General features: G+C 71.2%; 17 protein-coding genes (1 of these 17 running past the window's edge). 13 read left to right on the top strand and 4 right to left on the bottom strand.

Annotated features, from left to right (window positions below):
- The first annotated feature begins 251 nt into the window (after positions 1–251).
- On the top strand, positions 252–2,951 hold the full coding sequence (locus F4558_RS20830; RefSeq protein WP_167945635.1) for an RICIN domain-containing protein: 2,700 nt from the start codon (positions 252–254) through the stop codon (positions 2,949–2,951).
- 56 nt (positions 2,952–3,007) lie between these two features.
- Here F4558_RS20830 and F4558_RS20825 read toward each other — a convergent pair whose 3' ends face one another.
- The 3 genes from F4558_RS20825 to F4558_RS20815 form a co-directional block, all read right to left on the bottom strand.
- On the bottom strand, positions 3,008–5,911 hold the full coding sequence (locus F4558_RS20825) for a helix-turn-helix transcriptional regulator (protein ID WP_231640032.1): 2,904 nt from the start codon (positions 5,909–5,911) through the stop codon (positions 3,008–3,010).
- Between the two features lie 121 nt (positions 5,912–6,032).
- Positions 6,033–6,275: a hypothetical protein gene (locus F4558_RS20820; RefSeq protein ID WP_053655538.1), complete on the bottom strand. Its 243-nt coding sequence runs from the start codon at positions 6,273–6,275 to the stop codon at positions 6,033–6,035.
- On the bottom strand, positions 6,272–9,445 hold the full coding sequence (locus tag F4558_RS20815) for a type 2 lanthipeptide synthetase LanM family protein (RefSeq protein ID WP_053655537.1): 3,174 nt from the start codon (positions 9,443–9,445) through the stop codon (positions 6,272–6,274). Before F4558_RS20815 ends, F4558_RS20820 begins: the two co-directional genes overlap by 4 nt.
- Before the next feature lie 280 nt (positions 9,446–9,725).
- On the opposite strand from F4558_RS20815, the gene F4558_RS20810 reads away from it, so the two are divergent.
- From F4558_RS20810 to fabG, 4 genes are all read left to right on the top strand, one after another.
- Complete coding sequence (locus tag F4558_RS20810; protein WP_053655536.1) at positions 9,726–11,546, top strand: AfsR/SARP family transcriptional regulator; 1,821 nt, start codon at positions 9,726–9,728, stop codon at positions 11,544–11,546.
- Positions 11,547–11,626: 80 nt separating this feature from the next.
- The gene (locus F4558_RS20805; RefSeq protein WP_053655535.1) at positions 11,627–11,995 is read left to right on the top strand and encodes an ApeI family dehydratase; all 369 of its coding nucleotides are present in this window, start codon (positions 11,627–11,629) and stop codon (positions 11,993–11,995) included.
- Entirely contained in the window at positions 11,995–12,459 is a 465-nt protein-coding gene (locus F4558_RS20800; RefSeq protein ID WP_157552474.1) for a 3-hydroxyacyl-ACP dehydratase FabZ family protein, read from the top strand. The genes F4558_RS20805 and F4558_RS20800 overlap by 1 nt, the downstream gene beginning before the upstream one ends.
- A complete protein-coding gene (fabG, locus tag F4558_RS20795) occupies positions 12,456–13,202 on the top strand; it encodes a 3-oxoacyl-ACP reductase FabG (RefSeq protein WP_167945633.1) in 747 nt (248 codons plus the stop codon). The genes F4558_RS20800 and fabG overlap by 4 nt, the downstream gene beginning before the upstream one ends.
- Here the strand turns inward: fabG and F4558_RS20790 are convergent.
- Complete coding sequence (locus F4558_RS20790; RefSeq protein WP_167945631.1) at positions 13,174–14,061, bottom strand: SDR family NAD(P)-dependent oxidoreductase; 888 nt, start codon at positions 14,059–14,061, stop codon at positions 13,174–13,176. The genes fabG and F4558_RS20790 overlap by 29 nt on opposite strands.
- A gap of 179 nt (positions 14,062–14,240) precedes the next feature.
- Between F4558_RS20790 and F4558_RS20785 the strand changes: the two genes are divergently transcribed.
- The 8 genes from F4558_RS20785 to F4558_RS20750 form a co-directional block, all read left to right on the top strand.
- Positions 14,241–15,197, top strand: a complete 957-nt coding sequence (locus tag F4558_RS20785) for a beta-ketoacyl-ACP synthase III (RefSeq protein WP_053655532.1) — start codon at positions 14,241–14,243, stop codon at positions 15,195–15,197.
- Between the two features lie 42 nt (positions 15,198–15,239).
- Entirely contained in the window at positions 15,240–15,494 is a 255-nt protein-coding gene (locus tag F4558_RS20780) for an acyl carrier protein (RefSeq protein ID WP_209273346.1), read from the top strand.
- On the top strand, positions 15,491–16,846 hold the full coding sequence (locus F4558_RS20775; protein WP_167945630.1) for a condensation domain-containing protein: 1,356 nt from the start codon (positions 15,491–15,493) through the stop codon (positions 16,844–16,846). The genes F4558_RS20780 and F4558_RS20775 overlap by 4 nt, the downstream gene beginning before the upstream one ends.
- A 211-nt stretch (positions 16,847–17,057) precedes the next feature.
- Positions 17,058–18,026, top strand: a complete 969-nt coding sequence (gene sbnA / locus F4558_RS20770; protein ID WP_369814795.1) for a 2,3-diaminopropionate biosynthesis protein SbnA — start codon at positions 17,058–17,060, stop codon at positions 18,024–18,026.
- Positions 18,020–19,033: a 2,3-diaminopropionate biosynthesis protein SbnB gene (sbnB, locus tag F4558_RS20765; RefSeq protein WP_167945628.1), complete on the top strand. Its 1,014-nt coding sequence runs from the start codon at positions 18,020–18,022 to the stop codon at positions 19,031–19,033. Before sbnA ends, sbnB begins: the two co-directional genes overlap by 7 nt.
- A 17-nt stretch (positions 19,034–19,050) precedes the next feature.
- The gene (locus F4558_RS20760) at positions 19,051–19,257 is read left to right on the top strand and encodes an MbtH family protein (RefSeq protein ID WP_167945626.1); all 207 of its coding nucleotides are present in this window, start codon (positions 19,051–19,053) and stop codon (positions 19,255–19,257) included.
- Positions 19,258–19,305: 48 nt separating this feature from the next.
- Positions 19,306–24,303, top strand: a complete 4,998-nt coding sequence (locus F4558_RS20755; RefSeq protein WP_167945624.1) for a non-ribosomal peptide synthetase — start codon at positions 19,306–19,308, stop codon at positions 24,301–24,303.
- A protein-coding gene (locus tag F4558_RS20750) for a non-ribosomal peptide synthetase (protein WP_167945622.1) crosses the window boundary here: on the top strand, positions 24,300–25,824 show its 5' end (the start). Its footprint extends 21,743 nt past the window's final position; the window shows 1,525 of its 23,268 coding nt (coding positions 1–1,525); the start codon lies at positions 24,300–24,302; the stop codon falls past the right edge of the window. Before F4558_RS20755 ends, F4558_RS20750 begins: the two co-directional genes overlap by 4 nt.

Here is a 25,824-nt window from a genome sequence, read left to right as displayed (position 1 = left end):
CCTAAACGGACCGGTGGGCAGGCTGGGTGTTCTGCCCGCCTCTGCTGCTATTTGCGCATTGACGACCTCGAATCTATGGTTGCAGACGTCACACGTGTGACCTACGCTTCCGGGGAAGACTTTCGTAGCGATTGGCAAAGTTGTGGTCGGGGGACAGCAGTCGCCCGCCGACCCTTGATGGCGTCGCTGTTCCTGCTCGTCGCTCGATAAGAACGGGGTCCACTGTCGACGGCAAGTGAGGGGAACAGTTCGTGAAGTCGATCGCATCCACCGCTCGTACGTCAGTGTTGGCGCTTGCGGTGCTCGTCGCCGCCGCCTTCCCGGCCGTGCTGGTGAGCCAGGCGCCGGCCTCGGCGGCAGTCCAACAGACCTACTATGTGGCCCCCGACGGCAACGACGCCAACCCGGGCACCCTCCAGTCCCCGTTCCGCACCGTGCAACGCGCTCGCGATGTCGTCCGTACTGTGAACGCGAGCATGACCGGCGACATCAACGTGTACCTGCGCGGCGGGACCTACCCGATCGGCAGCACCGTCGAGTTCGGCGCCGCCGACTCGGGCACCAACGGGTTCCGGGTCGCCTACGCGGCGTACGGCAGCGAGCGGCCGGTCCTCGACGGCGGCGTCCAGGTGACGGGGTGGACCCAGCACAGCGGCAACATCTGGAAGGCGCCGCTGGACCGCGCCAACAAGCTGCGGACGCTCTACGTCAACGACAAGCGTGCCTTCATGGCGTCGAAGACGATCAACTCGGCGGGGTGTTACGGGACGTACACCATCACCGCTGGCCAGGCCGACTGGGCCTGGGAGTCGGGGTCGCAGTGCGATGGCGCCAAATACAGCCTGAACGACTTTCCTGCCATCGCCCGCAACCAGGACGACATCGAGATCGAGACGGGCACCACCTGGACCACTGCCCTGGTGGGCGTTCGCCAGGTGACGACCAGTTCCGACGGCGCCAACCGGGTCGCCCTGTTCCAGCAGCCCGGTGCGGCGATCGCCCAGGGCGCGTTCAACGGCAATGCCCAGGTGGGCGGCACCCACAAGGTCATGAACGCCTACGAGTTCCTCGACGCGCCCGGCGAGTTCTACTACGACAAGAGCAGCAAGACGGTCTACTACTACAAGGCCAGCTCCGAGAACATGTCGACAGCGACGGTGTACGCGCCGAACAACGTGACCACCCTGCTGCGGGTCGCCGGCACCTCGACGAGCAACCACGCCCGCAACATCACGTTCTCCGGGCTGACTGTGCAGCACTCCGACTGGAACCTGTTCAGCGTCGCCGGCTCGTCGTTCAAGCAGGCGCAGCAGGGCAACCTTGGCGCCCAGGCGTACGCCAAGGGCAACTTCCACGTCTACTACTACCGCAACGTCGACGTGACCCCCGGCATCGTCCAGGTGCAGAACGCCGACGGGATCCTGCTGCAACGCAACCGGATCCAGCACACCGGCGCCGACGGGATCAACATGGTCAACGACGTGCAGGGCACGCAGTTGATCGGCAACTACACAAACGACATCGCCGGCTCGGCCATCACCGTCGGCCATCCCCAGCACGTCTACATCGGTGACGGTACGTCGACAAACCGCGAGAAGTATTCCGCCCAGGTCGAAGGGCTGCCCAAGAACATCGACATCAAGAACAACTACCTGTACGACAGCGCCGTGCTGTTCAACGGGCACAGCCCCATCTCGGCGTACTTCGTCGACACCCTCACGATCCAGCGCAACCGGATCGAGAAGGCCCCCTGGTCAGGCATCACGCTCGGCTGGGGCTGGTGGAACTTCGACGGCTCGTCGGGCTCGATCGCGCCCAACCGGCCGACGACGACGGCGCGCAACAACACAATCAGTTACAACCACATCATCGACACTGTGCAGCGGCTCAGCGACACGGCCCCGATCTACACGCTCGGCAGTCAGCCCGGAACGATGATCACCAACAACTATCTCCAGGGCGTTCCGGCGGGCCACAAGTACGGACTTCACCCGGACGAGGGGTCGGCGTTCATCACGTTCCGGGACAACGTCCTGAGTGTGGACAAGAACGTCACGTGGCTCATCAACTCCGACGACTTCGGGCGTAAGCACGACCTGAGCATCACGCAGACCTACGGCCCCATCAACAAGGTCTCGAACAAGAACCTGCCGAACAGCACGGTCCAGGACATCATCGTCTCTTCCGACTACGTCTGGCCGGCCGCTGCCTACGGCATCGCCGTGAACTCCGGATTTGAGGATTCGTTCCGCGACATCGTCCCGGCCAGCAATCTCTCGGTGCCGAACTACGTCCTGCCGGCCAGCACAGTCGTCAGCGGCGCGACGTCGACGATCCCGATCCGCAGCACCGGCGACGCCACCAGGACGGTCTGGCTCGCTCCCTCCGGTACCACCACGTTCGCCGCCGGCCCCACGATGACAAGCGCAGCCGGCACCGCCACCTCCATCGCCGTGCCGACCGCCCAGGGTGAGTACCGGCTCTTTGTGCTCGACGCCCAGGGAAACCGGTCGGCCGAGTCGACGTCGATCGTCAGGCAGCCGGGCTCCGGCGGTGGCCAGCGGGCCGGGCAGCTCGTCGGCGGCCAGTCCGGTCGCTGTGTGGACGTACCCAACTCCACCACCGCCAACGGCACGCAGGTGCAGATCTGGGACTGCTCGGGCGCCACGAACCAGCGGTGGACCTACACCTCCGGCAAGCAGTTGACCGTGTACGGAAACAAGTGCCTGGACGCCTCCGGTGCGGGCACTGCCAACGGCACCACTGTCATCATCTGGGACTGTCACGGCGGGCTCAACCAGCAGTGGAACGTCAACACCAATGGCACCATCACGAACGCCCAGTCGGGGCTCTGCGTGGACGCCAACGGTGCCGCCACGGCCAACGGCACGAAGATCATTCTCTGGTCGTGCAACGGCGGCGCCAACCAGCAGTGGAGCTTGCGTAGCTGATCCGTACCCCGGGGGTCGGTCCGACCAGGCCCGGCCCCCGGGCACCCGCCACGACCTCAGCCAGCGTCGAAATCGGTGGCGATGTCGCTCAGCGCGATCCGGTTCGGCTGTCCGGTCTTGGTGATGAGGCTGGAGACGTGCCGCTCCACGGTGCGCGGTGACAGGTGCAGCCGTTCGGCGATCTCGCGGTTGCTCAGCCGGCCGGTGAGCAGCCGCAGGACCTCCCACTCGCGTACCGTCACGCCCGCTGCCCGCAGCTCGACCGGGATCTCCGCGGCGCCGCGCCGCCGTTGGGCGACCCGCGCGCCCGACTGGCGCAGCAGCGTGCGGCACGCCCCGGCGACCGGCGGGACGTTCGCCTGGTGGAAGTAGTCCTCGGCGGCCCGCAGCCACTCCACGGGAGTGCCCCACCCATCGGCGAGCGCCGCCTCGGCGACCAGCCGCAGGGCGAGATGTCGCCCCATCGCGTACAGAGCGCCGACCTCCATCGCCTCGGCCATGGTGGCGGTCGCGGCGTCGTGCTCACCCGCACGGCCGAGCAGGACTGCCCGGGCGAAGAGCGCGAACTGCCGGTCCCACCGCAGCTGGCTCGCCGGTGTGCCGACGATCGCCTCGTACTCCGGAAAGCTGATCTCGTCGGCGATCGCCCGCAACAGCAGTTGGAGACCGAGCCGCCCGCCCAGGTGGAAGACGGTCGGGTTCGTCTCCTCCGCCCGTACCGCCAGGGACAGCTCGTACAGGGCGCGCGGGCGGTCCTCCTCCAGCAGCGCGCAGAACGTGCCGGCCAGCCCGTGGACCCGCTGCGCGTGCAGGCTCTCGTCACCGCCCCAGCGCCGGAACTCGGCGAGCGCGTCCTGCATCTGGGCCCGCCGGCCCTGGTGGGCGGCGAGCACCGCGCTGAGCAGCAGCACGTACTGGGTGGTCTCCATCAGTTTCAGGCGGGTCGTCGCGGTGAGGACCTGGTCGATGAGGTCCTGTGCGGCCGGATAGTCGCCGCGCATGATCAGGTGCAGGGCGATGCTCGCCTCGGCCTGCTGGCGGGCGGTCACCGCCCCGACCCGCAGCGCCCGCTCCCGAGCCTGCTCCAGCCGGTCCAGTGCGCCGTGCCGCAACGCGTCGTCGTTGCCGAGCCGGATCAGCGCGTGGACCTCCCAGATCGGCAGGCCGTGCTCGGCGGCGATGGACCGGGCCTGCTCCAGGCAGCGGGTGGCCTCGGCCGGGTCGCGATGCCGGACGAGCGCACCGAGCAACTGCCATGCCTGACAGGCCACCACCGGCAGCGGCACCGCGGCGGCGACAGTGGCGGCCCGGCGGGCCAGGGTCTCGGCCACCTCCAGCTGGTCACGCCCCGGCGTGTCCAGAGCCAGGTGTGCCGCGACGATGTCGATGGGGGCTTCGTCCTCGGCCGCTGGATCCGGACCGAGCAGCTCACGGGCGATCTCCACCTGGGCCAGCGCGTCGGTGAGCTCCCCGGCCACCACAGCCGTCCAGGCCAGCCGGGTGTGCAACCTGGCCTGCCGTCGAGCGGGGAGCCCGGCCACCTGGTCCGGGCTGTTGACCAGCTCCAGTGCGCGGCGGACCAGACCGGCCTCGCCGAGGGCCTGTAGGAGCGTCTCCAGGGTGTCGGCGCGGGCCTCGGCCGGCCCGTCGGCCTGAAGCTCCCAGGCCCGGTCGAGCAGGGCGACGGCGGAGGTGGCGGCACCCTGCGCCAGGGCCCGCCGGCCAGCCTCGGCAAAGAGTCGACCGGCCAACAGGGAATCGCCGGTCTCGACGCGCAGCGTGGCGGAGATCTGGCACCACTCACCCGGCAACTCCGGGTGGACCTTCGCGACGGCCTCGGCGACGGTGTGGGCCAACCCCCGCCGGTCGGCCGGCTCGACAAGGGCGAGAAGTGATTCGCGGGTGACCCGGTGCCGGAAGGTGTACCAGTCGGCCAGCTGGTCGTCCGGTGCCACCAACTGGGCGACGATGCTGCCGTGCAGATGGTTGAACAGGTCGCGGTCGCTGAGCCCTGTCGCCGACTGCACCACGGCCACCGAGAAGCGTTGCCCGATCAGGGCGCCACAGGACAGCAGCTCCCGGGCCTGGGGGCTCAGCTTCTCGATCCGGTGCGCCATGCTCCTGGCGAACGCGGCGGGCAGGGTGGCCGGTGCCTGCGGGGCGACGAGCCACCCCTGTGGACCGTGCCGCAGCAAACCGTTCTCCACCATCGCCGCGAGGATCTCCTCGATGAGGAACGGGTTGCCACCGCTGCCTCCCCAGAGCAGCTCGGTCGCGGCCGTTGGCAACTCGTCCGCCGCCACGCCGAGGCAGGCTGCGGCCATGGCCCGCAGGTCCTCGGGGCTGAGACCGCCCACCTCGAGCACTGTGCACCGACCGCGGCGGGCCGCCGCTCGGACGACCTCCAGCGCGGGGGAGTCGTCGGCCCGGAGGACGCCGACCAGCAGGGTGGGCTGCTGGTCGAGGTTGTCGATCAGGTACTCGACCACCATGAGCGTCTCCGCGTCGGCGTCCTGGAGGTCGTCCAGGACCATGAGGCACCCACGGTCCTGGCCGGCGAGCGCGGTCAGCCGGAGCACCGCCTCGGCCAGGATCACCATCGACCCGGTCTCCGGGCTGGCGAGCGGAGTGCCCCAGTCGGGCACCAGCCGACCGAGGATCGGCCCGTACGGGCCGAGCGCCGCGACGTCCACAGTGGCGGACCGGAGCAGGGAGAGCACCGCCTCGGTGAGCGGTCGCAGCGGCACCCCGGTGCCGAGTGCGCTGGCCCGCCCCCGAAGCAGACTCATCTCGGCGGTGTAGGCGAATTCGGCAGCCGCCCCGGCGAGCCGCGACTTGCCGACACCGGCCTCGCCGACGATGAAGACCGCGCCCCCACGTCCGGCACGGGCAGCCTGGATCATGCCCGTCAACGCACCGAACTCCGCACCTCGGCCTACCAGGTCGCGGGATCGTTGCACGGCGGAAACGATAGCGAGGCTAACGATCGATAACCAGGCTCAGCCGGTAGGCCCACCGACCCCGTCAATATTATCGTCCGACCGGCTGATCACCGCGCTGACCGGGTGGTCTGCGCCTGGGTCACAAAGCGACTGTGGGGCAGCAGGTCGTGAGCGGGAGTGTGATGGCGGAGTCCTGGGCGGCGCCGACATCACCGGAGACCAGGTGTCCAACAAGGAGACCCACCGGGACGGCCAGGCCGGCAAGGGCTGCCGTACGCAGGCCGAAGGCCACCACCGGGCTGACCCTCGGCTCCCCGGCCGGGTGCTGGTCCTCGACGTGGTCGGTGCCGGCGAGGTCGGTGGTGAGCTGCTGAGACGTCATGATTTTCTCCTCGGTGTGAAGGGGTTGGACAGCCAGCCGGATCCGGTTGGCGGCGGGGTGGGTTCCAGGAGCAGCGCGGACGGTATCCGTGCGGCGAGTGCGGAGCGCAGCAGTCCGTAGCCGATGCCGGCGAGCCCGGTCAGCAGCCCCGGTGTGAGGACGCCGTCGGGTGTGCCGCAGTAGCGCGTCTGCCATTGCAGGGCGTTGAGGACCAGTGTGGTGTGCTGTCGTAGCGCGGCGGCTGCCGCAGGCCCGGCCGGCCCCGCGGCCAGCACCGTCAGCGCCTCGCCGACGCCGGACTCGCCGTGGCAGAGACTCAGGTCGCGGGACAGCGGCCGGTCGGCCAACCGCCGGACGAGGTCAGCAGGCGCGTCCGGGGCAGAGGTGACGGAGGTGCCCTCGTCGTGCTGGCCGGCGAGGGCGATGGCCAGGCCGGAGGTGCCGGCACACCACCCGGACGAGTCGTTCGGGGTCTGCCGGGCGTGCCGCAGAGCTTTCCGCGCCGCGTCCGCGTGCCGCGGGGAACCGCCGCCGATGTCGACGAACCTGTGCAGGGCGTACGCGATGCCGGCCGTGCCATCGGCGAAGCCGGCTGGACTGGCGGGCTGATCGGACGCGGTCGTGTCGGCCAGGTTGTCGGCGCAGGTCCGGGCCAGCGCCGCCGCGCGGTCGAGCCCCAGTTCGGCGTGGATCGACGTCATGGCGGCCAGGCAGCCGGCCTGGCCGGTTGCCCAGTCGTCGCTTGTGGACCCGGCAACCGCGACCTCGGCGAGTTCGACGGTCGTGTCGACCCACCGGCCGATCTCCGGGTCGTCGAGCAGCACGGCCAGCCGAGCCAGCGCGTACGCCAGCCCGCCGAGGCCGTGCAGCCCACCACAGCCGATGGCCGTGACCAGCTCCGGCCGATCGGACAGCAGGCGCAGCAGCCCCGGCGTCGCGGCGACCGCCCGACGGGCCACCTCGCCGTAGCGGGCCACGCCGGTGACGTGAGCGAGTTGACCGAGGAAGAGCGCCACGCCGAGGTACCCGTTGGCCAGGCCGGCACCCATCGGGAGCAGCAGCCACTGCCGGTCGTCGACCAGTTCCAGACCCAGCCAGTTCACCCGGTCCCGACCAGGTGCGCCACGGGCGACGAGCTGGTCGGCGATCGCACAGGCTGCCGAGACCAGCCGTTCGGGCGGGGCGGCCGTGCCGTGCGGCGGCCCGGGCATCGGCGCCGCGTCGTCATGGGTGCCGACCGGCCGGCGGGTGGCCAGGCTGGCCATGATGACCCACTCCTGGTCCTGCCTGTCGGCCTCGCCGAACCCCGCGATCCGGTCCAGTGCCGCGCCGACGCCGCTGCGGTGCAGCGGCACCGCCGTCGGTTCGCCGTCGGCGGCCAGGACGGAACTGTCGGCCCGGGCGTGGAAGTACGGCACGTCGCCGCGCCACAGCGCGACGATCTCGTGGCGCGCGAACAACGGGTCGCCGGGCAGTGTGGTCCGGCCGCAGAGCTGCCCGAGGAAACGGTCCCGGTCCAGACCGTCGCGCAGCAGGCTCGGGTGGGTGGCCTCGTCGAGCAGCGTCCGGTAGGCCCAGGTGGGCCGTACGACGAGTCGCACCGTCATGGCCGACGACGACTCGACCAGCTGGGTGAAGTCCTCCCGGTGTGCCTCGATCGCCTCGTAGCCGAGCCGGAAACCTTCGAGCATCGCCGCCTCGTGGTCCTCCGGATCGATCACCCGGTCGCCGAGGCGGGGCCGGTTCGAGGCGCCGTCGAAGGTGCCCGCGCGGCGTACGAGGCGCATCCGGTCGGTGCCTGGGTCCGCCCAGTCGATCTGACTGACCGGGCTCTGCCGGCCGTGGTCTCCGCCGGCTGCGGACAGGTCCATGATGCCCTGCTCGCCGACGACCATCAGAGGCAGCAACGCGGTCCGGTGCACCGAGGCGGCGAGCAGGTCGGCGGCCGGATCGCCGCTCTGGGTCGCGGGCCGCCAGCTGGGGCTGAACAACGTCTCGACGTCGATGGCCACGGGGTCCTCGCCGCTGGCGATCACGTTCTCGTAGTGCAGATCGGTGGTGTTGAGCGCGTGGGCGAGCGCCAGCAGCGCGCCCTGCCGTCGATAGAAGCGGTCCGCGCCGTCCGGGTCGGCGAGCGGCGCAGCGACCACGAACTCGGTCCAGCCGTACTCGGGGCGGGCCAGGCAGGCGGCCGTGCGCATGCCGACTGTGGGCACCATCCGGTTCATCCAGCCGACGAAGGCCGCCAGCCGGTCGTCGTGGGTGAGGTCCCGGGGCTTGTAGACCAACCGCCGGCCGTCGGCGAACTGGATCACGGTGGTGGTCCGGCCGGACTGGTGCGGGTCACCTCGACTGTCGTCGACGGCCACCAGCGGGCCGGGGTCGGCGCCGCCCAGGAGGTCGTCGACCAGATGCTCCCGGTCGGCGGTGTACCGGGCGAGCAGCTCCAGCATCGCGTCGGTGGCGTGCGCGGTGGCCTGCCCGAGCAGCCGGGCCAGGACCGGAAGATCGGTGAACAGTGCAGCCAGTCCGGCAGACGTACCGATCTGGCGGATGAAGTCGACGAATCGGGCGCGACTGTCGTCGCCCTGGAGGAGGTCGGCGCTCCTGCGGCGGTGCAACTCCTCGATGAAGGCGCGGGCTGCCAACGCGGCCAGCTGCCGTTCCAGGGTGGCCGTCAACGCGGCATCCAGCGCACCCAGGTCGACGTGGGCGTCGGTCACCGGGACGGCGTCCCGGCGGAAGCGGGTCCGCGCCTGGTCGACCAGCGGGCGCAGCGGTAGGGCGAATGCCGACCTCCAGTTCGCGGCGACCGGCACCGACGGAGGCTGCGCGGCGGCGCGTACCGCGGCTTCGATAAGGACCGCCCAGGGCGGCGGGTCGACCCGCGCGGCGAGGTGCCCGTCCTCCTCGGCGAGGTACGTGAGCAACAGGTCCTCGTCGACGCCCAGCTCGCCCAGCCGGACGTCCAGCTCCGGGCCGCGGTCGGCCCGCCACAGATCCAGCCGCTGCCGCGCGTGCCCGAGCCGCCCGGCGTCCACCGGATCGGTGCCGCCGCCGACGGTCACCCGCTCGTGCAGCGCCAGGCCGCGTGCCCACCAGCTCCGGCGGAGTCGGGGCGACTCGGCCGGAGCGAGGCCGGGTGGGCCGTCGGCATCCGTGGTGTTCATCGAATTGAGGGTGCCAAGCGACGGCCGACAACTCATGCGTGGGATCCACCCAAATTCTTGTCGGCACGGCTGGTCGGCGCAGCTCGCGCACTCTCCGGCGCTGACCACGCGACGGTCGGTGACGGCCGCGCGGAGCGTCGGAGCGGGCCCCGGTGTCGGTGGTGTGGCGACATGACGCGGGGCGCGGACGGCGGAACTTGGGTGGTCGGCACAGATGCGTCGACGTGCGGCGGTGGTCGACTCTCCGACTATTCGATGGGCTGACCCGATCGGAGCAACTGTGGAGTTTCGCGTACTGGGGCCGGTGAGTGCCTGGCGTAACGGCGTCGAGGTCCCGCTGGACGGCGCCAAGCAGCGCACCGTGCTTGCCGTCCTGCTGCTCGCCCGAGGGCGGATCGTCTCCGACACCCGGCTCTGCCAGCTGCTGTGGGACGAAAACCCGCCGACGACGTTCGCCGCCCAGCTCTACAACTACGTCTCCCGGCTGCGGAAGTATCTCGGGGACGAGGTGGAGATCGTCCGGCAGTGGTCCGGTTACCTGCTGCGGACGGGGGACAGCCGCCTCGACATCGACGAGTTCGAGCGGCTGGCCGGGCTGGGCCGGGACGCAGTGCGCTCCGGCCGGCACGAGGAGGCCGCGCAGAACCTCCACGAGGCGCTGGCGCTGTGGGGCGGAACGACGCTCGCCAACGTCACCGACCACCTCGTCGAGGCGGAGTCGCCCCGGATGACCGAGGTGCGGATGGCGGTCCTGGAGGACCGCATCGCGGCCGACCTCATGCTGGGCCGGCAGGCCGGCCTGGTGGTGGAGCTGAGCGACCTGGTCGCCGCGCAGCCACTGCACGAGCAGCTGCGCAGCCACTTGATCACCGCACTGCTGCGCTGTGACCGCCAGGCCGACGCGTTGGCCGTCTACCACGAGGGCCGGCGGGTGCTCGCCGACGAGTTGGGCGCCGATCCGGGGCCGGCGCTGGCCGAGGCGTACCAGATGGTGCTGGCCCGCCCCGGGACGCCCGACGTCGCTGTCGCACCGCGAGCCGGGCCGGGCTGGCGCGACGTCCGCCCGGGGATGCTGCCGCCCGGGGCGCACGACTTCTGTGGCCGGGAACAGGAGCTGCGCCAGCTTGCCGGGCTGCTCGCCGAGACGTCGCCGCCCGCTCCACAGCGGACGCTGCTGACCGGGATGGCAGGCGTCGGAAAGTCGTCGCTGGCGCTGCGGGCCGCGCACCTGTGCCGCGACGACTTCCCGGACGGGCAGCTCTACGCCGACCTCGGCGGCACCCGGGGCAACGCCACCGAACCGGGCGACGTGCTGGGCTGGTTCCTCCGGAGCCTCGGCAACGCCGAGGAGGCCATACCGAGGCGCCTCGACGAACGCGAGTGCCTGTACCGCAGCCAGTTGGCGGGCCGTCGGGTTTTGGTGGTGCTCGACAACTCCGCCAACTATCAGCAGGTGCGCCCGCTGCTGCCCGGCGATCCGTCCTGCCGGGTGATCCTGACCTGTCGTGGACGCCTCTCCGAGCTGCCCGGCGTCACCCGCGTCGAGGTGGGCATCCTCGACCCGGCGCAGGCGCTGGAGCTGTTCGCCACGATCGTCGGCTCGTCACGGGTGGCCGCCGAGCCCGGCGCCGCACACCGGATCGTGCAACTGTGCGGGAGGCTGTCGATAGGCATCCGGGTGGCCGCGGCGCGGCTCATCGCCCGACCGCACTGGTCCCTGCGCTATCTCGCGCAGCGGCTGGCCGACGAGCGGTTCCGCCTCAACGAGCTGCGGTTGGGGACGCTTGACGTGCGGGCCCGCATCGAGGGCAGCTACCAGGAGCTGGAGGCCGAAAGTCAGGTCGCGCTGCGCCGGCTCGCCCTGCTGGACACTGCCGACTTCCCGATCGGAGCCGCCGCCCGGGTGCTCGGCGTGACGCCCCGGGTGGGGGACGAGGTGGCCGAGAGCCTTGTCGACGCCCGGCTGCTGGAGATCGCGGGCTCGGACGGCGGCCGGCGGCAACGACACCGCTTCCACGACCTGGTGCGGGTCTTCGCGCGGGAGAAGGCCGACCCGTCGGACCACCGCATGGTGACCGCCGGGTCGGCGCCGTCGGCATAGCCGCGCCTGCGGATCCCCGGCGGGTCCGTCGTGCTCACGGCGTATGGAGAAGATATAGCCGGTACGGGCACGGTCGGTGGGTGACCATCCTGATTCCGCCCGAGTGCGCGACCACTGCGCGGATCGACCTCGACCACGCGAGCGGGGACGAGATCGTCGGTCGAGTCCGGCCCGACCGGGACGACCCGGTCTTCGCCGGGCACTATCCCGGATTCCCCCTGCTGCCCGGTGTCTACATCGTCGAGTACGTGCACCGCGCCGTCCTCGCGGCGATGCCGGCGGAGATCCTCGCCGAGCTGGTGTCCTGCCGGTTCCTCCGAACGATCGACCTCGACGACGAGCTTGTCATCACCATCCGGTGCGACGGCCCGATACGCCGGGGCACGGTCGCCGTGTCCGGCGTACCGGCCGCCGAGGTGGTGTTGCGTTATCAGGAAGGAACCCCGTGATGCTCGACCGCGACGACATTCGACGGCTCATCCCGCACCGACCGCCGATGCTCCTTGTCGACCGGGTCAGCGACATCGTGCCCCGGCGCCGGCTGGTCGGCAGCTACACGGTGACCGGGCCCCGTCCGCTGCCAGCCGTGCTGCTGTTGGAGTCCTGGGGCCAGGCCGCGCTGGTGCTGATCAGGCACGACCGGCCGATGCCCGACGTGCTGACCGACGGGGTGCCCATCGCGGGCGCCTTCGAGGGGATCCGCTTCGGCCGGCCGGTGCTGCCGGGCGAGACGGTCGAGCACCGGGTCGAGCTGATCCGGCTGATCGCCGACACCGGTTTCGTCCGGGGCGAGAGCGTGGTCGGCACCGAGGTGGTCATGCAGGTCGGTCGCCTGGTCGGCGCGGTGCGCCCGGCGGCTGCGCTTCGCCCCGCCGTCCTGGCCGGGGTCTCCGACGTCAAGGAGTCGACATGAGTGAGAACCGACGACCGGTCGCCCTGGTCAGTGGCGGATCCCGAGGGATCGGCCGGGCCGTGGTCCGGCAGCTCGCCGCAGACGGGTACGACGTGGCCTTCTGCTACCAGAGCAACAGGGAGGCCGCCGAGAAGGTGGCCGCGGAGGTGCTGGAGACCGGTGCCCGGGTGCTGGCCCGGCAGGTGAACGTCGCCGATGCCGCGCAGGTGCGCGAGTTCGTCAACGGCGTGGAGCGGGACCTGGGCGAGATCGCCGCTTTGGTGACCGTGGCCGGGATCATCCGCGACCGTCCGGTGGCGATGATGGCCGACGAGGACTGGCAAGCGGTGATCGACGTCAACCTCGGCGGTGTCTACAACGTGTGCCGGGCGTCGATCCGCAAGATGATGCGGCGTCGTGGCGGCGCCATCGTCACGGTCTCCTCGGTGGCCGGCATCACCGGCAGCCCGGGTCAGACCAACTACTCGGCCTCGAAGGCCGGCATCATCGGCTTCACCAAGGCGCTGGCGAAGGAGGTCGGCCCGTACGGGATCCGGGTCAACACCCTGGCGCCGGGGTTCATCGAGACCGACATGCTGAACGACCTGCCGGCCGGGCTGGCCGTGGGCGTCCAGCAGCGGACCGCTCTCGGCCGGCTCGGCCAGGCGGAGGAGATCGCCCCGGTGGTGACGTTCCTGCTCTCGGAGCGGGCCTCCTACCTGACCGGCCAGGTCGTCACAGTTGACGGTGGTCTGACGCTCTGACCCGCTGCGCCGCGAGCCGGGTCCGCATGGCCTCCAGGCGGACCTGGCTCGCCTGCGTCCGGACCGCGCGCGCGGTGAAGCGGGAGTAGACAGTGCCGAGCAGCCGGGTGAGCAGGTCGGCCCGGCGGGCATCCGAACCGACGACGATCTTCACCCGGTTGCGTCGGACGCCGCGCAGGATGAGTCGTGCGGCCTGCTCGGCCGAGGTCGTCGCCTCCCGGGCGTAGCGCTCCCGAACCCCACCGTAGCCGAGCCCCTTCGCCGCCCGGGCGTTGCTGAAGATGTCGGTCCGCACCTTGCCCGGGTAGACGCAGCTGACGCGCACCGGCACGTCGCCGACCCGCATCTCCTGCAACACAGCCTCGGTGAAGCCCCGGACGGCGAACTTGGCCGCGTTGTACGCGCTCTGCGCCGGTGCCGCTGTCAACCCGTACATGCTGGAGATGTTGACCAGGTGGCCCTTCGAGGTGACGAGCAGTGGCAGGAACGCCTGGGTGCCGTTGACGACGCCCCAGAAGTCGACGTCCAGCACCCACCGCATGTCGTCCCAGCTGGCCTCGGTGATCGAGGCGAGCAGGGTCACCCCGGCGTTGTTGATCACCAGGTCGGCGCCGCCGAAGTCGGCGCGTACCTCCTTGGCGTGGTTCTGCATCGCCAGCCTGTCGGTGACGTCAAGCCGGTAGGTACGGACCTCGGCCCCCCGCGCGGCGCAGAGCGCCGCGGTCTGCGCGAGACCTTCCTCCGCCGCGTCGGAGAGGGCCAGCCGGGCGCCCTGCACGGCCAGCTCGACCGCCAGCGCCCGGCCGATGCCCGAACCGGCACCGGTGACGACCGCGACCCTGCCTCGGAACTCCTCCATGCGTGCTCCCTCGGAATCGGCGTGCCAGCCTGCGGCGACACACATTCGCCGTACGGTCCGGGGCCGGGCTATCTCTTTTCCATACCGGGCGCGATGTAGAGAAGTTATGAGAGCCCCGCCGAACACTGCCTCCGGACGGTGTCACCAGGACGCCGAGCAGGCGTGGTGCGGAGGAGGCGATGGCACAGATGACAGGTGCGGCAATCACCGGGCTCGGGGCGTACCGGCCGAGCAGACTGATCACCAACGAGGAGATCGCCGGGGAGGCCGGCGTGACTCCGGAGTGGATCGAGGAGCGGACCGGCATTCGGTCGCGCTACCGGTCTGGGCCGGAGGAATCCGTGACGATGATGGCCGCCGAGGCCGGCGGCAAGGCGTTGGCAATGGCCAACATCGACCCGTCCGAGGTGGACCTTGTCATCCTCGCCTCGGCGACGAAGAAGGACCGCATCCCGGGCGGGGCGCCCGAGGTGGCCAGCCGGATCGGTATCACCGCCACCGGGGCGTTCGACCTGAACGCCGCCTGCGCCGGCTTCGCCTACTCGATCGGGCTCGCGTCCAACGAGATCCGGATGGGCAGCGCCCGCAACGTGCTCGTCGTCGGGGCCGAACAACTGAGCCGCTTCATCGACCCGGAGGACCCGGCAACGTACGTCATCTTCGGCGACGGTGCGGGTGCCGCTGTGGTCTCCCCGTCGGAGATCGACGGGATCAGCCCGACAGTGTGGGGCAGCGACGGCTCGCGGGCCGACATCCTCGGCACCAAGTGGGACGCCACCGGCCGCGAGTTCGCCAAGATGGACGGCCCGCTGGTCTACCGCTGGTCGACGAAGAACGTGCCGAGGGTGGCCCGCAAGGTGTGCGCCTTCGCCGGCATCGAGCTGTCGGACATCGACTGGTTCGTGCCGCACCAGGCGAACCTCCGCATCGTCGACCAGTTGGCCGAGATCCTCCAGATCCCGGACGAGAAGGTCGCCAAGGACATCATCGACACCGGAAACACCTCTGCCGCGTCGGTGCCGCTGGCGCTCAGCCGGCTGCACGAGAGCGGCCGGACCAGCCCCGGCGACCGCGTGATGCTCCTGGGCTTCGGTGCGGGACTCGCCTACGCCGGTCAGATCATCCGGATGCCCTGACCCACTTCGATCAAGATCCCTTCCTACGAAAGGACAAGCACCATGACGATGACCGTGAACCAGGTGTCCATCGACGTCGTGTCGCTCACCCGCAAGCTGATGACCGAGGACGCCGACCGGGAGATCAACGCCAGCGACACGTTCGTCGACCTCGGGCTGGACAGCCTCAAGCTCGTCGACCTGCTCGCCGCCGTGGAGACCCACTTCGACATCGAGGTGCCGGACGAGCTGGTCGGCAGCTTCACCAAGGTCCAGGACCTCAGTGACTTCGTGCTCTCCGCCAGGTCCGCGGGGTGACCGAGGACGTCCGGGAACTGTCGGTTGGACAGCGAGCGCTGTGGCTTGTCCACCGGCTGGCCCCGGACAGCCCGGCCAGCAACGTGGTCCACGGGCTGCACGTCGAACCGGCGCTCGACCCCGACCTGGTACGCCGGTCGTTGGCGGCGGTGCGAGCACGGCACGACATGCTCCGGTCCCGCTTCGTGCAGACGGAGCAGGGGCCGGTGCGGGTCGTCGATCCCGACCTCGGGTGCGAAGTCGAGGTCCACGACGTTCCCGACCTGGACGACGACGGGCTGTTGCGCCGCTGCCAGGAGTTCGGCGACCAGCCGCTACGGCTGGCGCAGGACGGTCCGATGCGTGTGGCCCTGCTGCGGCGGCGCACCGACTGCGTGCTGGTGGTGGTGATCCATCACATCGCCACCGACTTCCACTCGCAGCGGATCGTCTGGCAGGAGTTGGACGCCGCGTACGGGGCGTTGCAGGCCGGGCGACCGGTGGAGTTGCCGCCGGTCTCCGGCAGCTACGACGACTTCCTGGCCCGGGAACGGGCGGCGCTGACCGGCGAGCGGGGTGAGCGGTTGCGCGCCTACTGGGAGCAGGTCTGCGACGGTGCCACGGCGGCAACCCTGCCGACCGATCGGCCCCGTCCGCCGGTGCGCTCGTTCCGTGGCGGCGCGTTCAGTCAGGAGCTCCCGGACGACCTCGCCGGCCGGCTGCGGGACACCGCGGCGGCGGCCGGTGTGACGCCGTACGCCGTCGTGCTCGCCGCGTTCCAGGCGACGATGTACCGCTACACAGGGCTGGGGGAGCTCACCGTCGGCTGTCCGGCCACGCTGCGTCGGGGACGGGCGCTGCGCGGGGTGGTCGGCATGTTGATCAACACGATCGCGCTGCGCGGGTCGTTCGACGCGGACACCACGTTCGCGACGGCGATCAGCGCGGCGAGCCGACAGTTGACCGACGCCGTGACCCATGCCGCCTACCCGTTCCCGCTGCTCCGATCGGGCCGGCGGAACCAGGAACCGCCGGTGCGGGTGACAGTCACCCTGCTGGCCCACCAGCACGGCGACAACTACACCAACCAGCGGCACGCGTTCGCCGGGCACCAGATCCGGCTGCTGGACATCCCGTACGACGAGGGGCAGTTCGACCTGTCGGCGACCCTCACCCAGTACCAGGACGGCCGGCTCCAGGCGGAGTTCGGCTACGACACCGACCTGTTCGACGAGGCGACCGTGCGGCGGCTGTCCGGGCACTTCCTCCAGATGCTGCGGGTGGCCTGCACGGCGCCGGAGACGGTGGCGTCCCTGGCACCGATGGTCGACCAGGCGGAACTGCGCGAACTGCTGGCGCTCGGCACCCGATAGACCCGTGCGGCGCGGCCTGCGGTTCCCCCGTGCCGCAGGGCCGACACGCCCGCCGCACGGGCCGGATCCGGCCGGCGCGACCCCCGTCGCCGGCCGGATCCAGGCTCGATATGGCCGCCCGACGCACAGGTATAGGGGCGGTATAGCGCTGATTGACAACGTCCCTGGCATTGATAGGTCACTTGTGGAGGGAGGAACGGTGCGCGAGGGCATCCTCTCGACGGTCGGGAACACACCGCTGGTACAGCTGGTCCGGTTGTTTCCGGAGTTCCCCTCCCGGTTGTTCGTCAAGCTCGAACGCTTCAATCCCGGCGGCAGCATCAAGGACCGCACCGCGCTGAGCATGCTGCGCGCCAAGGTCGAATCCGGGGAGCTGGTGCCCGGCCGATCGGTGGTCGTCGAGTCCAGCTCGGGCAACCTGGCCATCGGCCTGGCCCAGTTCTGCGCGTACTACGCGATCCGGTTCATCTGCGTGGTCGACCCGAAGACCACCCGGCAGAACCTCGCGATCCTGACCGCGTACCACGCGGAGATCGAGATGGTCGAACACCCCGACCCGGTCAGCGGCGAGTACCTGCCGGCGCGGCAGCGCCGTGTCCGCGAGCTGTGCGAGCAGGTCCCGCACGCCTACCGCCCGGACCAGTACGCCAATCCGCTCAACGCCGCCGCACAGCGGCAGACGATGGCCGAGATCGTGACGGCGCTCGACGGGCGGATCGACTATCTGTTCTGTTCCACCGGCACCTGCGGCACGCTCGTCGGCTGCGTCGGCTACCTGCGCGACCACGGCCTGTCCACACGTGTGGTGGCGGTGGACGCGGTGGGCAGCGCCATCTTCGGCGACGAACCGGCGACCCGGTTGATCCCCGGGCACGGCGCCTCGGTCGTGCCGCCCCTGGCCGTCGACGCCACCCCTGACGAGATCATGCACGTCTCCGACCTGGACTGCGTGGTCGGCTGCCGGTTGCTGCTGCACCGGGAGGCCATCCTGGCCGGCGGGTCCTCCGGCGCCACCGTGTCCGCGTTGCGCCGACGGATGGCCGACATCCCTGCCGGTGCCACCGCCGTGCTGATCCTGCCCGACAACGGCGACCGCTACCTCGACACGATCTATTCCGATCAATGGGTGTCCGGGCACTTCGGGGAGATCACCCACCTGTGGAAGGACGCTACGTGCTGATCATCGGTAGGGCTGTGGTGCGGGACATCCTCGACGGCGACGACGCCCGGGCTGTGGATCTGGTCCGGAACGCGTACCTGCTGCACGAGCAGGGCCGCACGAGCCTGCCGCACTCGGTCTTCCTGCGCTTCCCCCAGCGGCACCGCGACCGCATCATCGGCCTGCCCGCCTACCTCGGCGCCGACCCACCGGTGAGCGGCATCAAATGGATCTCCTCGTTCCCCGGCAACCTGGCCTCCGGGCTGGAGCGGGCCAGCGCGGCCATCCTGCTGAACTCGATGCGCACCGGCCACCCGGTGGCCCTGATCGAGGGGTCGGTCATCTCGGCCCGGCGTACCGCGGCGAGCGCTGCGCTCGCTGCCGGCCTGCTCACCGCGCACCGCCGCCCGGACGGCCTGGCCCTGATCGGCTGCGGTCTGATCAACCAGCAGGTGCTGCGGTTCGTGGCGGCCACCGTCGCCCCGCCGCCGGCGCTGACGTTGTTCGACACCGACAGGCGCCGGGCCGAGGCCTTCGCCGAGACCGCCCGAACCCTGCTGCCGGGTACGCCGACGACACTTGCCGGGACCGCCGAGGAGGCGTTGGCCGCGCACCGGCTGACCTCGATCGCCACCACCGCCACCGAACCCCACATCGACCTGGCCGCCTGCCAGCCCGGCGCGGTCGTGCTGCACCTGTCCCTGCGTGACCTGCTCCCCGAGGGTCTGCTGGCCGCGCGCAACGTGGTCGACGACGCCGACCACGCCTGCCGCGAGGGCACCTCGTTGCAGTTTGCCGAGCAGCTCACCGGCGGCCGGGACTTCATCCACGCCACCATCGGCGCGCTGGCCGGCGGCCAGACGCGGCTGCCCGTGGACGACGTACCGGTGGTGGTGTCCCCGTTCGGCCTCGGCGTGCTGGACCTCGCGCTCGCCGAGCACGTCCGCGCCACCGCCGAACGGCGGGGCCTGGGCGTACGCGTCGACGACTTCCTACCCGTGGTGGACGCCGCCGTGGCGTCCGCCTGATCCCCGAAGGAGTGGCAATGACCGACAACCGCAGCTACCGCGTGGTGCTCAACGACGAGGAGCAGTACTCGGTCTGGTGGACCGACCGGGACCTGCCCGCCGGGTGGCGTGCCGAGGGCACCGAGGGCACCCGCGACGAATGCCTGGCCCGGATCGACGAGATCTGGACCGACATGCGGCCGCTGAGCCTGCGTCAGCGCATGGAGTCCCAGGCCGCGGCCTGACCAACCGATCCGATCCCACGTCCGCGCCCGGTCCCCCGGAGGAGCACCATGAGTATCGTTCCGCCTGCGGCGCCCGTAGCCGTAGCCACCTTCCAGGGGGCGGGCACCCTGTCCGAGCTGATCGCCCGGCAGGCGACGCTGACCCCCACCGCCATCGCGGTGAGCGGTGACACCGAGCGATTGGACTACGCCGAGCTGGACCGGCGGGCCAACCAGCTCGGTCGGCACCTGGCCGAGCTGGGCGTCGGCCCGGAATCACTTGTCGCGGTCAACCTGGACCGCGGCGTCGACCTCGTGGTCGCGTTGCTGGGTGTGTGGCGTGCCGGTGCGGCGTACCTGCCGCTGGACCCGACCCACCCCGCCGAGCGGCGGCGGCGTCTCCTCGCCGACAGCGGGGCCGGGGTGCTGCTCACCCGCGACGCGCTTCGCGACGAGGCGACGCCGGACCGGGTGGTGTGCCTGGACACCGACCGGGCGCGGATCGCGGCCTGCCCGGACACCGCCGCGGTGCCGTCACCCGACCCGGACTCGGTGGCGTACGCCATCTACACCTCCGGGTCGACTGGCCACCCCAAGGGCGTGTTGATCACCCACCGTGGCATCGGCAACCGGGTGACGTGGACGATCCGGGAGCACGACCTGGGCCCCGGCGACCGGGTGTTGCAGAAGACGTCGGTCAGTTTCGACGCGGCGGGCTGGGAGTTCTTCGCCCCGCTTGCCAGCGGCGGCACCGTGGTCCTCGCACCGGACGGGGCGCACCGGGACCCGGCCGCCCTTGTCGCGGCGGTCGTCCGGCACCGGATCACCGTCCTACAGGGAGTGCCCTCGGTGTTCGCCCGGCTCGTCGACCAGCCAGGCTGGGCGGACTGCACAAGTCTGCGGCTGGTCTTCTCGGCAGGGGAACCGTTGCACGCCGACCTGTGCCGGCGGCTGACCGTCACACCCGACGTACGGGTGTGGAACACGTACGGCCCCACCGAGTGCGCCATCGACGTGACAGCACACCCGGTGGACACGACGCAGTCGGCCGGGCCGGTGCCGATCGGCCGGCCACTGCCCGGCGTACGCGTCCAGGTGCTCGGCGCCGACCGGCGGCCGGTGCCGGTGGGTGTGGTGGGCGAGCTCTACATCGGCGGGGCCAACCTGGGCCGGGGCTATCTGCACCGCCCGGACCTGACCGCCGATCGGTTCGTGCCCGACGAGTACGGGCCGCCCGGCGCCCGCCTCTACCGCACCGGTGACCAGGTCCGGTGGCGCGCTGACCGGAGCCTTGAGTTCGTCGGTCGGGTCGATCACCAACTCAAGGTCAACGGCGTACGGATCGAGCCGGCCGAGGTGGAGGCGGTGCTCGCCGCCCACCCGGACGTCCAGGCGGCGGTGGTGGTGGGGCACACCGACCCGGCCGGTCGCCGGCAGCTCGCCGCGTACGTCGCCGGTCGGCGGTCACTCGACCCGGCGACCCTGCGGGCGTTCTGCGTCGGCCGGCTGCCCGAGGCGCTGGTGCCTGCCGTGTTCCAGCCGGTGGCGGAGTTCCCGCTCACCGCCAGCGGCAAGATCGACAGGTCCGCCCTGCCGGCGATCGACACTCTCGACCGGCCGGCGCTCCGGGCGCCGCGGACGGCAGCCGAACATACTGTCGCGGCCATCTGGCGGGATCTGCTCGGCGTCGACCAGGTCGGCGTCGACGACGACTTCTACCAGCTCGGCGGGTCCTCACTCGTGACGCTGACGCTGGAGAGCCAACTCAGCGCGGCTGGCGGCACTGTGACGCTGCGCGACCTGCTCACCCACACGACAGTCTCCGCGCAGGCCCGGCTGCTGGAGGCGGCCACCCCGGCGACCCCGCCGGTGCTGCCGGTGGGGCGCGACAGGCCCCTGCCACTGTCCGCCGCCCAGCACCGGCTCTGGATGCTCGACCAGCTCGACCCGGGCAGCAAGGAATGGGTCGTCCCCGTGCACGTGCGGCTGTCCGCCGCCACCCATCCCGATCACGTCCGGGCGGCTCTGCACGCGCTTGAGGTACGGCACGAGCCGCTGCGTACCCGCTATCTGGTGGTCGACGGCGTGGCCCGCCAGCAGGTCGTGGCGCCGGGGACCGTCGACCTGGACGTCCGCGACGTCAGCCACGGCGGGTTGGCCGAACTGATCACCGAACAGCTCGGCCGGGGCTTCGACCTGCACACCGGACCGCTGTGGCGGGCCGGACTCGCCGTCGCCACCGGCCGCGATCACCTGCTGGTGCTGGCCGTCCACCACATCGCGTCCGACGCCGGCACCGCCGACGTCCTCGAACGGGACCTGCGGGAGTTGTGCGCCGCCGCGGCGCAGGGACGGCCGGCGGACCTGCCGGACCTGCCGGTGCAGTACGCCGACTACGCGGTCTGGCAGCAGCGTCACCTCACCGACGAGGTCGTCGGGCGGGAGTTGGCGTACTGGCGGGAGGCGCTGGCCGGGGTGCCCCAGCTGGAGCTGCCGCTTGACCGTCCGCGACCGGCGCGGCGGGACGCGCAGGGCAGCATGCTCGGCTTCACCATCACGGCGGACGTCGCCGGCGCTCTGACCGATGTGGGTCGGCGCTGCGCGGCAAGCCCGTTCATGACACTGCTCACCGGCTTCGCCACGGTTCTCGCCCGCTACACAGGGCAGTGGGACGTGCCGATCGGTACGCCCACCTCGGGGCACCGGCCCGCCGAGCTGGACCAGATCGCCGGGATCTTCCTCAATCCGGTGGCGCTGCGCTGCACCCTGGACCCGGCGTCCGGCTTCACGCGGGCCGTCCGGGAGGTCCGCAACCGGACCGTCGCGGCTCTGGCCCACCAGGACCTGCCCTTCGACCGTGTGGTGTACGACCTGGTCGGTGAGCGGGACCTCTCCCGTACCCCGCTCTACCAGGTGGCGCTGAACTACCAGGATGGCGGGATCACCGGCCGGATGGCCGACGATCCGCTCACGATCGACGCGCTACGGCAGGCGTCCACAGTGGCCAAGACCGACCTGACAGTGCACCTGTGGCCGCAGCCGGACGGGTCGCTCGCCGGAGCCGTGGAGTACGCCACAGCGCTGTTCGACGAAGCCACGGTGCGACGGTTCGCCGACCACTTCGTCCGGCTGCTGGGCGCCGCCGCCGACGAGCCGGACGCCCGCCTGGACGAACTCGACCCGTTCTCGGCCGAGGAACGGCACCAGTTGCTGCACGGATGGAACGGGCCGACTGTGCCCCGTCCGGCCACCACAGTTGTCGACCTGTTTGAGGCGCGTCGCGCGGCGGCACCGCAGGCAGTGGCCCTGCGCCACGGCGATGCGTGCACCAGCTACGCCGAGTTGGACGACAGGGCCAACCGCTTCGCCAACCACCTGCGCCGGTCCAGCGTGGCACCGGGCGCGACAGTGGCCGTACTACTGGCGCGGGGCCCCGACCTGGTGGCCGCGATCCTCGGCTGCTGGAAGGCGGGTGCCGCCTGCCTTCCGCTGGACCCCTCGTATCCGGCCGAGCGCATCGACTACCTGCTCGACACCGCGGGCGTCGGCCTCGCCGTCACCGACTCGCGGTTCGCCGACCGGTTCGCAGTGCCCACCCTCCAGGTGGACACCCACCGGCTGATGGTCAGCGCCGAACCGCCCACGGCGCCGGCTCGCGACCTCGACCCGGCGCACACGGCGTACGTGCTGTTCACCTCCGGATCGACAGGCCGCCCCAAGGGGGTGCTGCTCTCCCACGCGGCGGTCACGAACTTCCTGGCCTGCGCCACCGAGACCGAGGCGCTCGGCGACCGGGGAGGCCGCCCGGCCGGCGGTGGGGCGCCGCTCTTCTCCACAATCGCCTTCGACCTGTCGATCTCCAACCTCTGGGGGCCGCTGGTGGCCGGGCAGCCGGTGACCCTGCTGCCGCAGGAGTTCGACCTGACCCAGCTCGGCGCTCTGCTGCTGGCCGCCGGGCCGTACGACCGCTTCATCATGACGCCTCCGCACCTGGAGTTGCTGGCCACGCAGGTCGACGCCGCGCAGGCGCAGCGGCTTGCCGGTCAGCTCTGGGTGGCCGGTGGGGTGCTGCGCGGGTCGGTGGCGACCAAGTGGCTCGACATGCTCGGTCCCGGCGGCCTGATCAACTCCTACGGCCCTACCGAAACCACCGTGATCATGTCGGCGTATCCCGTGGTGGAGCCGCAGACCAGCGAGATCGTGTCGATCGGCCGACCGATGGCGAACACTGTGGTGCGGATCCTGGACGACGAGATGCGGCTGCTGCCGGTCGGCGCCGTCGGGGAGCTGTACATCGGTGGCGCCTGCCTGGCCACCGGCTATCTCGGGCGGCCAGGGCTGACCGCCGAACGCTTCGTGCCCGACCCCTACGGCCCGCCGGGGACCCGCCTCTACCGCAGCGGCGACCGGGGCCACTGGCGGCCCGACGGCACGATGGCCTTCGTCGGTCGGGTCGACGACCAGGTCAAGGTCCGCGGCTACCGGATCGAACCCGGCGAGATCAGCGCCGTCGTCGCCAAGCATCCCCGGGTACGCGACTGCGTGGTCCTCGCCCACCAGGACCGCCTGGTCGCCTTCTACCTCGGCGAGGCCACCGACCTGGCCGCGTACTGCGCCCGGCAGTTGCCCGACTTCATGGTGCCGAGCCTGTTCGTGCCCGTGGAGCGGATCCCGCTCAACGCCAACGGCAAGGTGGACCGGAACGCCCTGCGCGGCAGGCTCGACGCGGCACTCGCCGACGGCATCGCCGACCCCACCGAGTTCGTCGCACCGCAGACAGTTGTCGAGAAGCGGGTGGCCGCGATCTGGGCGGAACTGCTCGACGGGCGGATCGGCGCGACAACCGACTTCTTTCTCCTGGGCGGGCATTCGGTGCTCGCCGCCCGGCTGATCGCCGGGTTGCAGGAGGAGTTCGACCTCGACCTGCCGATCCGGCTGGCGTTCGAGCACCCCACGGTGCGCGCCCAGGCGATCGCCATCGAAGACCTGATCCGAGCGGAGGTCGACGCGCTGGACGCAGCCGACCTCACCCACGACCTTTCGCGATCCGAGGAGTACCCGGCATGACGAGCATCGCCAACGAGCCGAACCTGCGTGAAGAACTCGTCCAGCGTCGGCTGGCGGGCCGCCGTACCGGCCGCCGGGACCGGATCCCGACCGTCGACCGGTCGGGGGAGCTGCCGTTGTCGTACGGCCAGCAGCAGATGTGGTTCCTCAACCGGATGGACCCCACGAGCGCCGAGTTCCTGGTCTCCTGCGCGCTGCGGCTGCGCGGGCAGCTGGACGCCGGCGTGCTGGGCCGCGCCCTCGACGCCCTGGTCGCCCGGCACGAGATCCTCCGCACCCGCTACGCCCTCGCCGGCACCGCTCCGATCCAGGTGATCGACCCTCCGGCGAGCCTCGACCTGCCGGTGGTGGACCTGACCGACCGACCGGGCACCGAGCGGGAGGCAGCGCTGGACGCGGTGCTCGCCGACGCCGCGCTCACCGGGTTCGACCTGGCCGAGGACTGGCCCGTGCGGGCCGTGCTGGTCCGGCTGGACACCGACGAGCACGTCCTCGCCCTGGCGCTGCACCACATCGCCTGCGACGCGCCGTCCCTCGCTGTGCTCACCGGTGAGCTGGCCGAGCTGTACGCCGCCTTCCGGGCCGGCGTCGAGCCCTGGTTGCCGGTGCCCGCCGTCCAGTTCGCCGACTTCGCCGCCTGGCAGCGCGGCCGACTGCGCGCTGAGGCGGTGGCCCGCTCGCTGGACTACTGGCGCGACCAACTCGCAGGGCTGACGCCTGTGGAGCTGCCGGCCGACCGGACCCGGCCGAAGAACCGGGACTGGCGCGGCTCGTCGGTGCCGTTCACCCTTACCGCCGAACTCTCCGCCGCGCTGCGCGGTGTCGCCCGCGACGCCGGCACCACGGTGTTCGTGACCCTGCTCAGCGCCTACCAGCTGCTGCTGTCGCGCTACACAGGCAGGACCGACCTCGCCGTGGGCACTGTGTCGTCCGCGCGCAGCCGCGTCGAGCTGCACAACCTCGTCGGGTACGGCATCGACAACCTGGTGCTGCGCGCACGCTGGAGTGGCGACCCGTCGTTCGCCGCCCTGCTGGAGCAGACCCGGAACACGGTGCTTGGCGCGTTCGACCACACCGACGCCCCGTTCGCCCTGCTTGCCGACGAGCTGGAACCGGAGCGTGATCTCTCCCGCACGCCGCTCTACCAGGTCGCGTTCACCCTCCAGTCCGAGCCGCCCGCCATCGACTGGCCCGGCGACCTGAACGTGGAACCTGTCGAGCTGCCCCTGCGGTCGTCCAAGGTGGACCTGACCCTGCACATGATGGAGGGCGCCGACGGCGGACTGCGCGGTCGCATCGAGTACGCCACCGCCCTGTTCGACACGGCCACCGTCGAGCGTGCCGCCGACCACCTGGTGCGGCTCCTGCGACAGGTGGCGGCCGACCCGACGGCCCGACTCTCCGACCTGGCCATCCTCGGCCCCGCCGAGCTGGCAGTGGTGACTCAGGGGCCGGTCACCGCCGACCCGGTCACCGGCACCGTGCACGGCGTCTTCGAGGCGGTCGCTGCCGCACACCCCG

The sequence above is a fragment of the Micromonospora profundi genome (assembly GCF_011927785.1).
GTDB lineage: Bacteria > Actinomycetota > Actinomycetes > Mycobacteriales > Micromonosporaceae > Micromonospora > Micromonospora profundi.
This window is presented reverse-complemented; position numbering and strand designations above follow the sequence as displayed.

Coding starts and splice junctions, on each gene's coding strand:
- F4558_RS20820 (WP_053655538.1), bottom strand. CDS start 6,275: ATGACGTCTCAGCAGCTCACCACCGACCTCGCCGGCACCGACCACGTC.
- F4558_RS20815 (WP_053655537.1), bottom strand. CDS start 9,445: ATGAACACCACGGATGCCGACGGCCCACCCGGCCTCGCTCCGGCCGAG.
- F4558_RS20800 (WP_157552474.1), top strand. CDS start 11,995: ATGCTCGACCGCGACGACATTCGACGGCTCATCCCGCACCGACCGCCG.
- fabG (WP_167945633.1), top strand. CDS start 12,456: ATGAGTGAGAACCGACGACCGGTCGCCCTGGTCAGTGGCGGATCCCGA.
- F4558_RS20790 (WP_167945631.1), bottom strand. CDS start 14,061: ATGGAGGAGTTCCGAGGCAGGGTCGCGGTCGTCACCGGTGCCGGTTCG.
- F4558_RS20785 (WP_053655532.1), top strand. CDS start 14,241: ATGGCACAGATGACAGGTGCGGCAATCACCGGGCTCGGGGCGTACCGG.
- F4558_RS20780 (WP_209273346.1), top strand. CDS start 15,240: ATGACGATGACCGTGAACCAGGTGTCCATCGACGTCGTGTCGCTCACC.
- F4558_RS20760 (WP_167945626.1), top strand. CDS start 19,051: ATGACCGACAACCGCAGCTACCGCGTGGTGCTCAACGACGAGGAGCAG.
- F4558_RS20755 (WP_167945624.1), top strand. CDS start 19,306: ATGAGTATCGTTCCGCCTGCGGCGCCCGTAGCCGTAGCCACCTTCCAG.